The following is a 14,810-nucleotide window of genomic DNA, read 5'->3' on the forward strand; positions in this document are numbered from 1 at the left end:
AATGATCAGCACAAAAAAAAACGCCCTTCCAGCTATAGCTGAAAGGGCGTCTCTTCTTCTCTAGTGCTGTTCGTGAAGCACGAACTGAGCAATATTTTTACAATGATCTCCGATGCGCTCAAGGTTCGTTAGCAAGTCCAAATAAATGGTTCCTGCACCGCTTGAGCATACGTTTTGGTTTAGACGAATGATGTGATTTTTGCGGAACACAACTTCAAGGTCATCTAATTTTGTTTCCAGTTCCAACACGGCTTTAGCTGCCTCGGTGTCCTGTCCTTCCAGTGCAACGAGCGCCTTCTCTACCGTCTGATCTGCCACTTCCATCATTTCCTGCAGTTCTTTCGTAGCCGCTTCCGAGAACAAAATCTTGTTATTAATGCTGAACTCCGCAAGCTCTACTACATTCTCTGCATGGTCGCCGATCCGCTCAATATCACTAACCGTTTGGAACCAGCCAGAAGCTTTTTCTGACTCCCCTGCCGGCAGTGCGTTCTTCTGGTGGATTCGAATGATATAATCCGTAATTTTGCGATTCAGCTCATTAATAAGCTCTTCCTTTTGCAAAGCAAGGTCGGCATATTTCGTATCCCGATCGAAGAAGAACTTCGTTGCATCCTGCAAAGACTCTCTCGCGTACTGTCCCATGCGCACAATTTCATGCTGAGCTTGTCCTAGAGCCACAGCAGGTGTTGCAAGCAGGCGATCATCGAGATAGATCGGTTTAAACTGAATCTCATCCATCTTGCCTGGAATGACTTTGGTTACAATCCATGCCAGTACAGGAATTAGCGGCAGGAAGATAAGAGTGTTCGTCACGTTAAACAATCCGTGGGCATACGCAATCTGCATCCGAATATTCACGCCTTCTCCAAGCCACAGTACTACCCAGAGTACGACAGGCAGCAGAAGCGTGAAGATAATCGCTCCGCAAACGTTAAAAATAACGTGTACTAACGCCGTACGTCTTGCTGCGATCGACGCACCAATAGATGCGAGTACCGCTGTAATCGTTGTCCCGATATTATCACCAAACAGGATCGGCAAAGATCCGCTGAGACTGATCATCCCTTCATCCGCAATAGTCTGCAGAATTCCGATCGTTGCACTTGAACTCTGTACGACCATAGTAAAGATGGTACCGACAAGAAGTCCCAGTACAGGCTGATCTGCCATTTGAATCATAAAATCAGTAAAAGCCGGCAATTCCCTAAGCGGTTTCACTCCACCACTCATGGTAGATAGTCCAAGGAACAACATCCCGAAACCAAAGATTACTTGGCCAATGTATTGAAATTTCTTCTTATTCAGGAAAAATAAAAAGAAAGCACCCACTGCAATAATAGGCAGAGCATACTCTTCAATTTTGATCCCGACGATAAAAGCAGTCATCGTTGTACCGATATTCGCACCAAGTACAACCCCAATTGCTTGTCTAAGTGTCATAAGTCCAGCGTTTACAAGTCCAATTGCCATTACTGTCGTCCCAGAAGAGGACTGAATTAAACAAGTAACGATAATTCCAACTAGAACGCCCAATATCGGATTTGTGGTGTACTTTTCCAAAATCCCGCGCATTTTGTCTCCGGCTGATTTTTGCAGTCCGTCTGACATAAATTTGATACCAAATAGAAAGATGCCGAGTCCCCCGACAAACTTAAACAATATCTCTTGCCAATCCAATATATGAAAGCCTCCCTCAGTTATTGGTCGTCCAAACCTTTTTTAATTTATCATACTCACGAATCGAAATGAATAATTCAAGTTTAGACATTTTATGATATTTTTAGTACAGAATAAGGAAAATACTTAAGATGTTTCTAATATAAGTGTGAGAAATGTTATTGAATACAAAAAAAGAGAGCTGACAACTCAGCCCTCTCCAATGAAATTATCAGATTAGATCAGTTTACGACGGTACCATTTGTCCCCGCGGAAACGAATCCAGAAAATCACTCCACGAACGCTCCATTCAGTGACCATAGCAATCCATACCCCCATGATCCCAAGTCCAAGCGTAATTCCTAGGAAATATCCTAAGAATACACGGAGAACCCACATCGACAGTAAAGAAGTTAAGGAGGTGAAGTTCGAATCCCCAGCCGCACGCAGTGCAGAAGGAAGGATAAAACTAATTGACCAGAAAATCGGCTGAACAATCGCAATCAGCAGTGTGAGTGCAAAGATATCAGGTACAATCTCAGCCGGCGGCGAAAACAATCCGACGATGAATGGAAACAGCGGAATGATAATAGCAGCTACCAAAATAAAGAACGCCGTCGACAAGCCGATAAATGACTTAATAAATTTCCTTGCATCCGGTATACTCCCATTACCAATACATTGCCCAACTACGGTGACAATGGCGATACTAAGCGCGCTGCCCCCAATTTGGAACAGCAGTGATATGGAGCCGCTGATTGCATTTACGGTAATTGCTAAAGTTCCAAGCTGAACAATAAACGTCTGAGTGAGCAGTTTTCCGCCGTTAAAGAACATTTGCTCAGCGGCAAATGGAATTCCAACCGCCATAATCCTTTTGAGGATTGCAAAATCCAGTTTTAGAGCTTCTTTAATCTTGTATTTTAAAGTCTGATTTATTTTGATCAAATAATACATCGAGATACACATGCCCAGCACCCGTGCTGTGATCATGGAAATAACAAGACCTATAATTCCCATATCGAATACAGTAATAAGCAAAATATTCAGTCCAAGATACGTAAGGTTCATGATAAGTGATAATCCTAGGCAAGCCTTCGTCTCCGCTACCCCGCGTAGAACACCGGTTACGGCTTGAAATATCGCAATAAACGGATAAGAAATACAGCTGCCTATAAGAAAGACTCGAGCATTCTCGAATACTTCTGCTTCCGCCTTACCAAATAACAAATTAAGAATAGGGGTATGAAAAGTAATAACCAGCCCGCATATAACTACGGAAAGAATCGCTACTGCCGTAATGGCTTGTGTAGCCGATTTTGATACCATCTCGTCATTACCGCTCCCCTTATACTGAGCAACAATGACGGTTCCCCCTGTGGCTACCGCAACAAATACGTTAACGAGGAAAATATTGATCGAATCGACCATACTTACGGCACTTACCGCAGCAACGCCGGATGATGCAATCATCGCTGTATTTAACAGGGCCATTAAAATAATAAAAGCCTGATCCACAAATATCGGGATAATAATCGCGATAATTTGCCTGAAATCAAGCGTCTTTCCAGTAAAATATTTATTCAAGAAGGTATTAGATTTTTCTTTATACATAGGAAGTGGATTACTCAAAGGATAATCATCTCTTTTTCATTGTATTTACAACATCGCCCAATAGTATAGCATGATTTTGTGAGTATGGGTTGTGAAGTATTTCTTTTTTATGATAATGATTGCAGAAAGTCCAGTTTTCGACTATACTTTCGTTATTCCAATAAAAGTAAACAGGTGTTCATTAATGCAAATTTTAAAAGAAGAAATCCGAAATAATATTCTGAGCTCAGCCCTATCTGAATTCGAACAATACGGGTATGCGCAGTCCTCGATGAGACGAATTGCGACCGCAGCAGGAATAACAACAGGTAACATTTATCGCTATTTTAAGAACAAGGATGATCTATTCCAGGCACTCATGGGAAGCGCACATGAGCAGTTTATTTCGTACACCATCGCAATTAAGGAAGAAATAGAGAAAACCTTCACCATTCACAGTGACGAAGTATTTGAGTATATCAAGATGGTGGATGAGACCATTGTAGAACTGCTGAAAGACTCGAGTACGGAGATCAAAATCTTACTAACCTTAAGTGAAGGTTCGGCCTACGCATCGGCAAAACAGGATCTTATTGCGATTGTCATTCAGATTTTGGAGAAGGTATTCACGGTCACCCGGGAAACAACGGATTTAGATCCCAAGGATCGATTGTCTATTCAGATGCTAGCCGTCACCATCATTGAAGGGGTATGCCTGATTCTCCGCGATCACCGGGATGGAGCAACTATTAAATATCTTGTTGATGAGCTGCTGCAAGTGTTCTCTGTGGGGATTGCGGAGAAAATTAGTTGTGTTACTCGCAAAGCTTAGATTCATCTCTACGAGTGAATGAAGGTTTGCGAGTACTCGCAATTCTTTTGATCATCTCCAATCCAATGGGTCCACCTCTGCCGAGCGGATAATTGGGTTGGAGTCCAATCTTTTGGTCCGCCTCAGCTGAGTAAATAATCAATTGAAAGCACATCTCTTTTTTTAGCATTATAATGAACGCCTGTTTACTAATGTTCTGTACCTCAAGCAATGCCACTATTCCATGATCAAGGGAGATAATGTACGAATGCAAAAGATACTAAAGTGGCGCTGGCTTATTCTAGCCATTTGGCTGGTTAGCGCAAGCTTACTCACCGTATTTCAGCCAGATGTCAACGCGATTCTGCATGAGAGAGGCCAAGATCCGCTCACCAAAGATAGTCCCTCCAAAGTAGCAAGTGAGCTATTAAAGGAAATGACAGGAGATCAAGGCACCAGCGATATTATTGTTTTTCATAATGAAAATAAACTGTCTGATACGGATCTGACTCAGATCGAAGCGGGTATAGAGAACATACGAGATCATAGTGCTGAACTCGGTGTGCATGATATGATCGACCCTTTTTCTACCCCAGAGGCGAAATCCTCTCTTCTCTCCGAGAATGGAACGACCCTTATGGTCAGCTTCAGTCTCGATAAAGGAGATCGTGAAGTCGCCGTTATTAAGGAACAAATTGAGCAAGAACTCGCTGTCGTAGATACCGATTTTTATCTAAGCGGTGAAGATTTTATACAGAACGATTATTTGGAAGCAACAACGGCAGGTGTAGAAAAAAGTGCTTTGCTGACCGTTGTTTTCATTCTAGCTGTACTTATTATTATGTTCCGTTCACTGCTCATTCCCTTTATCTCGCTGCTAACGGTGGGGATTACCTATCTCGTATCCATGGGCATTGCAGCACAAATTATTGAAAAGCTGAATTTCCCGGTCACCAGTGTAACGCAGATGCTGCTTGTCCTCATTCTGTTTGGGATCGGTACCGACTATAACATTCTTTTATTCAACCGCTTTAAAGAGGAACTTGCTCACGGTGCAACGATTGATGAAGCTATCTTCACTACGTTCCGAACCGCAGGCAAAACCATTCTCTACAGTACATTAACCGTATTTATTGCGTTTGCTGCACTAAGTTTCTCAAACTTTGGAATTTACAAATCTGCGAACGTCGTTGCCATTGGTGCGATCGTATTAATTGTGCAGATTTATACCTTGACCCCCTTCTTTATGAAGACACTTGGGGAAAAATTATTCTGGCCTGCCAAACAAAATAACGGCCATAAAGACAGCAAGTTTTGGACCAAGCTCGCTACGATTTCAGTAAAATATCCGGTGATTACCACCGCACTTATTATCATCATCATGATTCCTGTTCTCATGTTCAGCAAACAGACGCTGTCCTTTGATCAGCTGAAAGAACTCGGTAACGGCTACCCTTCGACCAAGGGATTCAGCCTCGTTGCAGAAAACTTTAGTGAAGGTCAGGCTCTGCCTACGAATGTAGTCATTCAAAATGATGAGCCGATGGATAATAATGATGCCCTGGCTGTAATTGATTCGATTACCCTCGCTCTTAATGAGCTTGAAGGGGTAGACAGTGTATCGAGTGTAACGCAGCCGCAGTTTGAGGAAATTCCGGATTTGTATACAGATAGCCAAACCTCTGCTATAACGGATGGAATCTCAGCTTCTAGGGATGGTGTCGATCAGATCCAGGATGGACTTTCACAGATGGAAGCAGGACTTGAGACGCCTGACTTCTCTGAAGTGGATCAGCTAGTTTCCGGGTCGGGAGAGATCACATCAGGCTATCAGCAGCTAACAGATGCGGTGAAAGAACTTGGAGGCGGTATAAGTGACAGTGCTTCCGGAGCAACCGGGCTCTCTTCCGGTATTGCCGAGATTCGCAGTGGACTATCTTCCATACAAAAAAGCTCTTCACAAGTCTCAAGCGGACTCCGTGAGATTCAAAAACAATATACGGCCCTTGGCAGTGGATATGAATCACTAGCGAAGCAGCTGCCCGGCATTCAGCAAGGAATGACAGGGATTAACGGACTGATCACTGCCCTCGGCGCTTCCCATAGTGAACTTGCGTCTGATGATACTTATGTACAGCTGAAGACACAGGGTGCAGCACTCGAAGGCGGCATTGCCCAGTGGGCTGGAGGGTTAACACAACTCAACACGAATTATGAAAAGTTAAATAGCGCCTTTACACAAGCTACTGGTGGTCTAGACCAGATTAACAGCGCTCAGGGGCAGATTCTCAGCGGGCTCAAGGAATTAGAAAATGGAGCAAAACAGCTGAGCTCTGGACTGAATCAAGGCGCTAGCGGCGCGGATGAAATTGCTGCTAATATGAATAAATTAAATGATGCTTTAGCTAAAGTAAATCAGGGGCAAGAAGAACTGAGTAACGGTTTATCTCAGTTTTCGGGCGGTCTAACTTCATTAAAAGATGGACTTCATCAAAGTGGAAATGGACTGGAAGATATTTCGGAGGGACTTGGAAAAACCAACGAATTCCTGACGCAATTCGAATCTTCTAAAACGTTCTTCATTCCTAGAGAAGCACTTGAAGGAGAAGATTTCGCCCAGGTACTTGATAATTTCATGTCCGAAGATCGTAAAATCACAAAATTGATGGTTATTTTGAACGACGATCCTTATTCAATGAAAGCTATGGATACCATTGAAGAGATTAACGATACCGTTGCTTCAGGACTTAAAGGAACTGTACTAGACGGAGCAGTATTTGGAGCAGCAGGACCAAGCTCGACAACCTATGATACCAATAAAGTACAGCTTGAATCATTTAACGGAACAGCAGTGATCGTAATTATCGGGGTATTCCTTGTACTGCTATTTGTGATTCGTTCAATTCTGCCATCCATCTATATTGTAATATCTCTGATTGTCTCTTACTTTGTTGCCATGGCTGCAACCAATCTGGTTACCTATCAGATACTCGGTGCTGACGGCGTATCATCCTTTGTTCCCTTCTTCTCCTTCATCATTATTGTGGCGGTCGGAGTCGATTACAGCATCTTCTTCATGATGCGCTATAAAGAATACGGGGAACTGGACCCTGCAAAAGCACTCGTGGAATCAGCCAAAAATATCGGCGGCGTCATCATCTCCGCCATGATTATACTCGGCGGCACCTTTGCCACACTCATTCCATCAGGACTTGTCCTGCTGATTGAACTAGCTTCTGCAGTCATTGCGGGTCTCCTTGTACTCTGCTTCATTTTACTTCCGATGCTGGTACCTGCTTTAATTATGCTGCCTAACGCATTCAGCAAGAGAAAAAACACAGCTGCAAATGAGAAATATACGTTGCATCAATAACGACATACAGTTGTTAAAAGAAGCAGATGCCTATCATAGGCTCTGCTTCTTTGTTTTATTTTGAGAGACAATACTCCTCTTTTAATATACTGAATACTTCCCGATCCACTACCCCTTTGCCGGACCAAAGTGCTGCTTGTCTGAGAGTACCTTCTTTTATAAAACCGTTTTTCAGGAGCACCTTTTTGGAGATTTCATTCTGCGGCATCACATCTGCCTGAACTCGGTTAATACCTGCGCGCAGGAACAGGAATTCAAGCACCAAGCGAACCGCTTCCGTTGCATATCCCCTGCCCCAATAAGCCTCTGCTAAGAAGTAACCCATCGTGGCCATGTTCACCTTGCGATTAAGATCAAATACCTCAATAATACCAATCAGCCGATCCTGCTGATCCTTAGCAAAAATCCCCCACTTTACACGGGTCTGTTTATTGAAGTCTCGCTCAAAGTGCCCGACCATTTTCCTTACCGTGTCTTTGTTATGTCTCGGAAGGATTCCGCAGTATCTAAATATCACGTCATTGCTGTATATTTCGAACAATTCATCCACATGTTCCTCTTCTACTTTCTTAAGTACAAGAATCTCTGATTTCAGAATAGGAAACGAGTCAAAAATGGGATCCATATTCTCCTCCTTGTCATTCATCTTATTCTTCCTACGTTCCGGCCTATCCCTGCAAGTTTAGATCTTTTAAGAACGGATTACGGGCAGCAATGTCGTTTGCTTTCTTCATGAGGTCTATTCCTTCCGGTCCTTGTGCAAACCGGTTAAGCAGAATCCAGCGCAAATAAGCGATAGCTTCAAATTTAGTTCTGTCTTCCTCTTGAATAGGATGTAAGGAGAGATAAGCAGTAGAGAAAGCTTCGGCAAGGAAAGAAGGCATATAGATTCGCTTTAGAAAAAGAGACCAGGAAAAGTCAAACCTCGGATCACCAAGCTGTCCATTCGTCCAGTCAATGATCGTCATGCGTCCATCCTTCTCTACCAAATTATTTAAGTGAAAATCACCATGAATGAAATGACAGTGTTCGATAGAAGTTACGGATGCCACTTCAGTTACCACAGCTAATAGATCCGGATGCTGATCAAGATCGGGAAAATAATAAGCAAAAAAATCGTATTTAGGAAGTGTCAGCGGAAGTAGTTTCTCCACATTCACCTGGTGAATCTGATATAAAAGAACCGCGATCTCCTGCATTTTCTTTTCACTATAATCTTGTAGTTCTCCGCCATCATCATAGGTGAACAGTACTTGTTCCTTTTGTTCAGAACGTTTTCTTCCCCACCCTAGAGGCTTCGATACAGGTAAACCTTGCTCATATAATCCTGATAACAATCGGTACTGATAATCAATATTCGGCTTAGAAACTTTGTTCCACACTTTCAGAATAAAACGATTATCCTGTATACATAGTTTGGTTACTTCTGCTTCCATTCCTTGAGTCATGGGCTGTACAATAATCGGTGGATTTTGAGCTAACAACTCATCCAGTAAAGGGTCTTTCTGTATCCATTCCATGTCACGTAACAGAGATCTCAGCTCCTTTTTCCTAAATGTTATAGCCTATTTGCAGTATCCTTGTTACATTCGCTTAGAGAGTCTAGGAAACCTTTGAAATTCAGGTACAATTGAATATAAAACATTTTTTACTTTCCGGTTAAGCTCGAAATAAGGTAAGTTCAAATGAGATCATTTTGAAGAGGGGTTAATATACCATGGAACTACATATTTCCGCTGAACATAGTAATGAAGATCGGACCCGTGTACGTAACAAACTGATTGCATTTAATCATGCTCATTTTCCTAAAGAACTGAGTAATCGATACGAAGAATTAAATCTTTTGTTAAAAAATGCAGAAGGGGAAACGCTGGGTGGAATTGTGGGAGATATATGCTGGAACTGGCTGGAGATCCACTATCTAATTCTGGATGAACAGATTCGCGGACTTGGTTATGGCTCGAAATTATTATTAGAGATCGAGGAAATAGCCAGGCAGAAATCATGCGATTTCATTAAACTCGATACCCTTAGCTTCCAAGCACTGGACTTCTATTTGAAATATGGCTATGAAGTATATGGATCTATCAATAACGCGGGCGGGCACACTCACTATTACTTAAAAAAGGATTTGAAAAGTTAATAGGTACATGTCTAACTATCCTGACCACTTATAAAAAGCCCTGCAATTCTGCAGGGCTTTTTATAAGTGGTCAGGATTCATATTTCAATAATTACGAAAGTACGTCGTATTTAAATTCATCTTCAACGCTTGAAATATCAACAGTATCATAAATGAGCCAGTTTCCTTCTTTATTTTTCACTAGATAGTACAAGCTCTCCGTATCAAATTTCAAAATTTTGTCCGTCTCTTCTGCGTACAGAATTGCGGTATTTCCGGTGTACTTAATGACACTCATGAATTTCGCAGACATATCAAAATTAATTGCGTTTAGTAAACCCTCATCCGTCATCGCTTGCATCATTTCATACAATAGAGATGAAGGATCCATCGAGGAGAGAAGTAACGCTGTATTTTTTTCGTTAAACCCTTTGTATTGGTTGTTTACGGTCTGCATGATTGCTTTTTCCGTATCTGCTGGTACTTGAACTTGAGTGCCGATGAGATCCTCAGCTGCATAATAGTAGTCCTCGTAGTACAAATCATACTGTCTTAACGTACCATTTGGCATTTTCATCAAGTTCACTTCATAGGTTTCTACCGAATCCCAGAAAAATGGACCACTAATATAACTGCGTGTTCGAGTAACGGTCGCGTAAATGTCATCACCATACGCCTCAATGTTATTTACATTGCTGTAGACCACTTTTGCTTTGGAAAGAAATTGATCGCGGTAATCTTCTTTTATCTCCTCATAATAAGGAGCATCAGGGTGAATCAGCTGCATCGCTTTCGCCAAACTTCGTTCATTTTCCGCCGTTTGCTGCTTTTTGAAAAATTCAGCGACTTGTGCTTTTACCTTGCTATCCGCAATTCCGGTTGAGATGTGAATCGTTTTGTTCTGCTGATTCCATTTCACATCATAACCCGTTGCTTCTGCTACGAATCGAAGCGGAACAAGCGTGCTTCCTTCGGTTATGTAGGGTGCCGCGGAAAGACTCGTCTTCATTCCATCAATATAAGCTGATTTTTGTCCAACCGTCAGCTGTATTTTGGTCGACCCGTTATTGGCATTAATTCGTTTAGCTGCATTATTATAAGCGACAGTGTAATTGAAGGCTTCAAATAATGGACGGAACTGTACGAAAGTGACTCCATTTTTGATTTCGGGGGAAATAGAAAAGCTCATTACCTTCCCGTCTAGATATACCTGAATCTTTTTAGTTGCCGCACTGGCAGGGGCCACGTTACTAAGGACGGTACATACCATCAGCAGAGATAACATAAGAAGCCCAAATTTCTTTCTCATCATGCAGTCTTCTCCTCTAAGTTGTAAGTTTTTCAGGGAAAGAGAACTCTCTCCTCTCATTCCAAAATAATGAAACGAGCCCATCATAAGCCATCGTAACCTCACACAAAAGAGATTTCAACACTTGTGTAAGTTTTTACATAGAGGTAAAATATGACAATTAATGAACTGTCCATACAAGCATGTCTTACTTTTTATTACTTTTCTTTTTAGCTGCTGCTTTTTCTTTATTCTCAGCGGCTCGAAACTGTACAATCCTGCTGATTAATTCATAGGGAAGTTCCTGATTCAGCGGAAATTGGACAGAACCTTTTGCCCCCTTATATCCGGATAATTCCTCTTTAAATGCCTCGATTCCACTTGGAGCCGGATAAAAACCGATATGATTTTTAAAAGCAGCATAATGTACTAGATTCCCACTCAGCGCAAAGGTAGGCATTTGATAACTTATCTTTTCCACTGCATCTGGGGCAGCTTCTTTTATTACCTTTCTGAGCTTCTGAAGGATTTCTTGAATCTCAGCGGGAAACTGGGAAATATATTCATCAACCGACTCAACCTTCGCTTTCTTTTCGTCCATGATAGACATCACTCCGATCTTAAACTAGTTACTATAACGTCCTTTCACTTCACCCTAAAGCCGTTAATTTTAAGCTTCGAAAAATGCCTTCGAGTACTCCACCACGCCTGATTGATCCTTAAGACTATTTTCAATGAGTTCTAGTGCCATAAATGCATCATCCGGGACTTCAAACGGCGCTTTAATTTCCCATAGGGATGCTTTTTTAAATCCAAACTTCGGATAATATTCCGAATGGCCCAAAACAATAACCGAACCGTACCCTAACTCTCTCGCTGCTTGTATTCCTTCTTCAATGAGCCTTCTGCCGATACCTTTATTCTGATATACAGGTAATACAGAAACAGGAGCCAAGGCAAGAGATTCTGCCGTCTTTCCTTCACCCACGATTTTAATTTTCGAAAAAAGAATATGCCCGATGATCTCTTCATTCTCTAGATTCATCGCTACTAAAGACAATTCAGGGATGAACGCTTCCGATGTACGGATCCTAGCAACGAGTTCATGCTCTTTTTTATCACTGAATTCCACAGGTTCAAACGCACGTTGTACTACCTTCTCTACTGCTTCATAATCCTTTGCTTCTTCTTTTCTAATGATCATATGCATATTTCCATATCTCCTTTTTTGGGACAATCTCTCTACTCTTCATAGTACTCTAAAAGTATACCCGAAGAGCAGGACCTACTTTCATGAATACTTGGGTAAAACCGAACAAGGAGAAGTAATTTACTGGATTAAAGAAACTTAAATGAGATATAATGGAATGAATCTTTTGAATGAGGTGAATGGGATGAACTTCCGCAGGGTTCGAAGTAATTAGTTGCCGGGCTGGATAAAAACGCGTACCAGCTGTCAAGGGACACGTCTGTCCTTTTGTCCACAGTAACTAAGTATTTGAACGATATGGGGCTGTTCTTTCTCTAGCTTGTTATGAACCTCAATTTGAAAGGTGGAAGAAAAAATGAATACACTCGAATACAAAGATTTTTATGATAAAGTAGGAAAACGCATTGGTTGGGATTTTAGTAAGATGAAATGTGTCTCCGAAGGATTACCGTGGGACTTTTATAATGAAGTAACAAAAGTAACGAAGAAGTCAGATCTCCTGCTTGATATCGGAACGGGCGGCGGCGAAGCAATCCTCTCCATCGCAGATTCTGCACTGCTTCTCGTTGGGATTGACCATTCTACAGGAATGATGGAAACCGCAACTAAAAATGCGGTAAGTTCCGGCATACCTAATGTCCGTTTTCTGCAGATGGATGCAGAACATCTTGATTTTCCTAAACATTTCTTTCAGGTCGTCTCTTCTAGACACTCATGCTTCTATCCAAATGAAATAGCTAAAGTATTAGCTCCAGGCGGTATTTTTCTAACTCAACAAGTAAGCGAAAATGACAAAGAGAATATAAAAGAGGCATTTGGGAGAGGTCAGGCATTCGGTAAGAAAAACGGGACATTAAAAGATCAATATATTACGGAACTAAGGGAAGCTGGCTTTACGGATATCAAGGCCTTTGAAGATAGCGTCACCGAATATTATCAGATGCCGGAAGACTTACTTTTTCTCTTGAAGCACACTCCGATTATTCCTAACTTTGGAGAAACCGAAGATGATTTTCAAATCCTGAAGCAATTGATTAGGGACAATCAGACGGACAAAGGAATAATGACCAATTCATCACGATTTATGATTATAGCCCGAAAGTAACAGCGTACGTAACAAAAATCATACTAAAAAGGGATACTCATGGGTATCCCTTTTGTTATTTAACCGTATGAAAATACTTAATGACTACATGATCAAACATCGCCGTTCCGCCTTCAGCAAACAGGGTGATCGATCTATCGCCCGATTCCGGAAAAATTTCATTCGTAAAGGCGACTCTACCATCATCAATAAAAACTTCAATACTCGTTTTATCAACGAGGATTTTTAGATGCACCTTCTTGTTGTTCCCATCAAATGGCGCGGTACTTTCTACATATCTGTTACTCTCATCAGGATGTCCTGTTGAAGCTCGGTTCACATAAGAATACTCGCCTTCTACAAAAACACCAACGTCTACATGGCGAGTTTTATCACTGGATTCTCGAAGTCTAAGTCCTACATTCTTCATCTCTGACCAAGAAATATCTGCCTCCAGCTGATACATGTCTCCTGTTACATCAAGGGTTGTGGAGCCATCCACTTCGATATGTTCAAACGTACCCGTTGAACTTGTTAACTCATCTAATGCTTCAATGGGTTGGGATACTAAATAGTACCTGTTATCTCCTTCTGCCTGTAACTTGATCTGACGGACAATGGAGTCTGTACCGTTAAAACCTTCTTCGAGGGTAGGGGTCACATTTGCGTAATCCCAATTATTCATCCAAGCTAATGCATACCGATGATTATATTTATCCCTTTCCACTCCGTCTTCAAACGTTACCGCACCATACCAGTCAAATCCATAATCCAACCACTGAGGCTCGGTCTGATTCGGGATAAACTGTTTACCATCAAAATCTCCGATCCAATAGGCATACGTATTCGGTTGGCCTGTAGATTTACCGTTGGCACTGGCACCAAGAATCCACTTTAGTGTGCCATCATCTGCTCTTAACTGATAAAGATCAGGACATTCTAGCACTCCGATATTTTCAGCATGGAAGCTGCTAGTATAATGCCATTCTTTTAAGTTATCTGACTCGTAAAAACCAATTTTCGTTCCTTCTGCCAGCGTCATCACCCATTTTTGCGAATCATGATCCCATATTACTTTTGGATCTCTGAAATCTTCCACTCCCGGATTCGCGAGAACAGGAGTATCTCCATAAGGTTGGAACGTTTGACCTCGATCCGTACTGTACCACAAAAATTGTTCCTGCTTCTTTTCATCTGCAGAGGGCTGTGTCAGTATCGCTATAATTGCACCTTCGCCAAACCCTGCTGTGTTTGTATCATCTATAACAACTGAACCCGACCATGGGTCTCCATTTTGATTCGTGTATTTAGGAATGGCAACTCCTTTATCTTCCCACTCCACTAAATCTACAGAAGTGGCATGCCGCCATTCGGTACCGTTGCCTTCAGGAATATCACTATTATATAGATAATAATAATGATATTCTCCATCGAAGTAGATCGGTTTTTGGGGGTCGTTTTTCCATTTATCAGGAACAGTAAAGTGATAACCGGGACGAACACTTACCTCTGGAATCGGATGAATAGTAGCTTCCTTATCGTTTTTAACTGCGGTATAAGTGATAAGTGCTAATGCGATTAAACAACAAGCGAAAAAGATGAACATAACGGTTTTACTTCTCCTCAGTTTCTCAACTATATTCAAATGCATCCCCACTCTTTCTCTGATC

Annotated in this window: 12 protein-coding genes; 4 read left to right on the top strand and 8 right to left on the bottom strand. The window is 41.7% G+C overall.

Going from position 1 to position 14,810, the window contains the following annotated elements; genetic code table 11:
• Positions 1–60 precede the first annotated feature (60 nt).
• Both PV403_RS17330 and PV403_RS17335 read right to left on the bottom strand, forming a co-directional pair.
• Positions 61–1,680: a Na/Pi cotransporter family protein gene (locus PV403_RS17330; protein WP_332085415.1), complete on the bottom strand. Its 1,620-nt coding sequence runs from the start codon at positions 1,678–1,680 to the stop codon at positions 61–63.
• Between the two features lie 216 nt (positions 1,681–1,896).
• Positions 1,897–3,273 carry an MATE family efflux transporter gene (locus PV403_RS17335; protein WP_332085487.1) on the bottom strand — a complete coding sequence of 459 codons (1,377 nt, stop codon included), beginning with the start codon at positions 3,271–3,273 and terminating at the stop codon, positions 1,897–1,899.
• 184 nt (positions 3,274–3,457) lie between these two features.
• Here PV403_RS17335 and PV403_RS17340 point away from each other — a divergent pair, with 184 nt between their 5' ends.
• A complete protein-coding gene (locus PV403_RS17340) occupies positions 3,458–4,084 on the top strand; it encodes a TetR/AcrR family transcriptional regulator (RefSeq protein ID WP_332085416.1) in 627 nt (208 codons plus the stop codon).
• A 247-nt stretch (positions 4,085–4,331) separates the two neighbouring features.
• On the top strand, positions 4,332–7,436 hold the full coding sequence (locus tag PV403_RS17345; protein WP_332085417.1) for an MMPL family transporter: 3,105 nt from the start codon (positions 4,332–4,334) through the stop codon (positions 7,434–7,436).
• A gap of 55 nt (positions 7,437–7,491) precedes the next feature.
• Here the strand turns inward: PV403_RS17345 and PV403_RS17350 are convergent, their stop codons facing one another.
• Both PV403_RS17350 and PV403_RS17355 read right to left on the bottom strand, forming a co-directional pair.
• Positions 7,492–8,061 (bottom strand): GNAT family N-acetyltransferase, encoded by a 570-nt coding sequence (locus PV403_RS17350; protein ID WP_332085418.1) that lies wholly within the window; start codon positions 8,059–8,061, stop codon positions 7,492–7,494.
• 43 nt (positions 8,062–8,104) lie between these two features.
• Positions 8,105–8,956, bottom strand: a complete 852-nt coding sequence (locus PV403_RS17355) for a phosphotransferase (protein ID WP_213535984.1) — start codon at positions 8,954–8,956, stop codon at positions 8,105–8,107.
• 197 nt (positions 8,957–9,153) lie between these two features.
• On the opposite strand from PV403_RS17355, the gene PV403_RS17360 reads away from it, so the two are divergent.
• Positions 9,154–9,579, top strand: a complete 426-nt coding sequence (locus PV403_RS17360; protein WP_213535986.1) for a GNAT family N-acetyltransferase — start codon at positions 9,154–9,156, stop codon at positions 9,577–9,579.
• 91 nt (positions 9,580–9,670) lie between these two features.
• On the opposite strand, the gene PV403_RS17365 is transcribed toward PV403_RS17360, so the two are convergent.
• The 3 genes from PV403_RS17365 to PV403_RS17375 all read right to left on the bottom strand — a co-directional run bounded on the left by PV403_RS17365 (position 9,671) and on the right by PV403_RS17375 (position 12,056).
• Entirely contained in the window at positions 9,671–10,870 is a 1,200-nt protein-coding gene (locus PV403_RS17365) for a copper amine oxidase N-terminal domain-containing protein (RefSeq protein ID WP_332085419.1), read from the bottom strand.
• Positions 10,871–11,054: 184 nt separating this feature from the next.
• Positions 11,055–11,447 (bottom strand): iron chaperone, encoded by a 393-nt coding sequence (locus tag PV403_RS17370; protein WP_332085420.1) that lies wholly within the window; start codon positions 11,445–11,447, stop codon positions 11,055–11,057.
• 69 nt (positions 11,448–11,516) lie between these two features.
• Positions 11,517–12,056 (bottom strand): GNAT family N-acetyltransferase, encoded by a 540-nt coding sequence (locus PV403_RS17375; RefSeq protein ID WP_332085421.1) that lies wholly within the window; start codon positions 12,054–12,056, stop codon positions 11,517–11,519.
• Positions 12,057–12,411: 355 nt separating this feature from the next.
• Between PV403_RS17375 and PV403_RS17380 the strand changes: the two genes are divergently transcribed.
• Complete coding sequence (locus PV403_RS17380; protein ID WP_332085422.1) at positions 12,412–13,161, top strand: class I SAM-dependent methyltransferase; 750 nt, start codon at positions 12,412–12,414, stop codon at positions 13,159–13,161.
• A gap of 55 nt (positions 13,162–13,216) precedes the next feature.
• On the opposite strand, the gene PV403_RS17385 is transcribed toward PV403_RS17380, so the two are convergent.
• A complete protein-coding gene (locus PV403_RS17385; RefSeq protein ID WP_332085423.1) occupies positions 13,217–14,746 on the bottom strand; it encodes a glycoside hydrolase family 32 protein in 1,530 nt (509 codons plus the stop codon).
• Between the last annotated feature and the right edge of the window lie 64 nt (positions 14,747–14,810).

This window comes from Paenibacillus sp. GYB006 (assembly GCF_036577645.1).
Classification (GTDB): Bacteria; Bacillota; Bacilli; order Paenibacillales; family Paenibacillaceae; genus Paenibacillus.

Coding starts and splice junctions, on each gene's coding strand:
- PV403_RS17335 (WP_332085487.1), bottom strand. CDS start 3,273: ATGTATAAAGAAAAATCTAATACCTTCTTGAATAAATATTTTACTGGA.
- PV403_RS17385 (WP_332085423.1), bottom strand. CDS start 14,746: ATGTTCATCTTTTTCGCTTGTTGTTTAATCGCATTAGCACTTATCACT.
- PV403_RS17375 (WP_332085421.1), bottom strand. CDS start 12,056: ATGCATATGATCATTAGAAAAGAAGAAGCAAAGGATTATGAAGCAGTA.
- PV403_RS17360 (WP_213535986.1), top strand. CDS start 9,154: ATGGAACTACATATTTCCGCTGAACATAGTAATGAAGATCGGACCCGT.
- PV403_RS17350 (WP_332085418.1), bottom strand. CDS start 8,061: ATGGATCCCATTTTTGACTCGTTTCCTATTCTGAAATCAGAGATTCTT.
- PV403_RS17380 (WP_332085422.1), top strand. CDS start 12,412: ATGAATACACTCGAATACAAAGATTTTTATGATAAAGTAGGAAAACGC.
- PV403_RS17340 (WP_332085416.1), top strand. CDS start 3,458: ATGCAAATTTTAAAAGAAGAAATCCGAAATAATATTCTGAGCTCAGCC.
- PV403_RS17365 (WP_332085419.1), bottom strand. CDS start 10,870: ATGATGAGAAAGAAATTTGGGCTTCTTATGTTATCTCTGCTGATGGTA.
- PV403_RS17345 (WP_332085417.1), top strand. CDS start 4,332: ATGCAAAAGATACTAAAGTGGCGCTGGCTTATTCTAGCCATTTGGCTG.
- PV403_RS17370 (WP_332085420.1), bottom strand. CDS start 11,447: ATGGACGAAAAGAAAGCGAAGGTTGAGTCGGTTGATGAATATATTTCC.
- PV403_RS17355 (WP_213535984.1), bottom strand. CDS start 8,956: ATGGAATGGATACAGAAAGACCCTTTACTGGATGAGTTGTTAGCTCAA.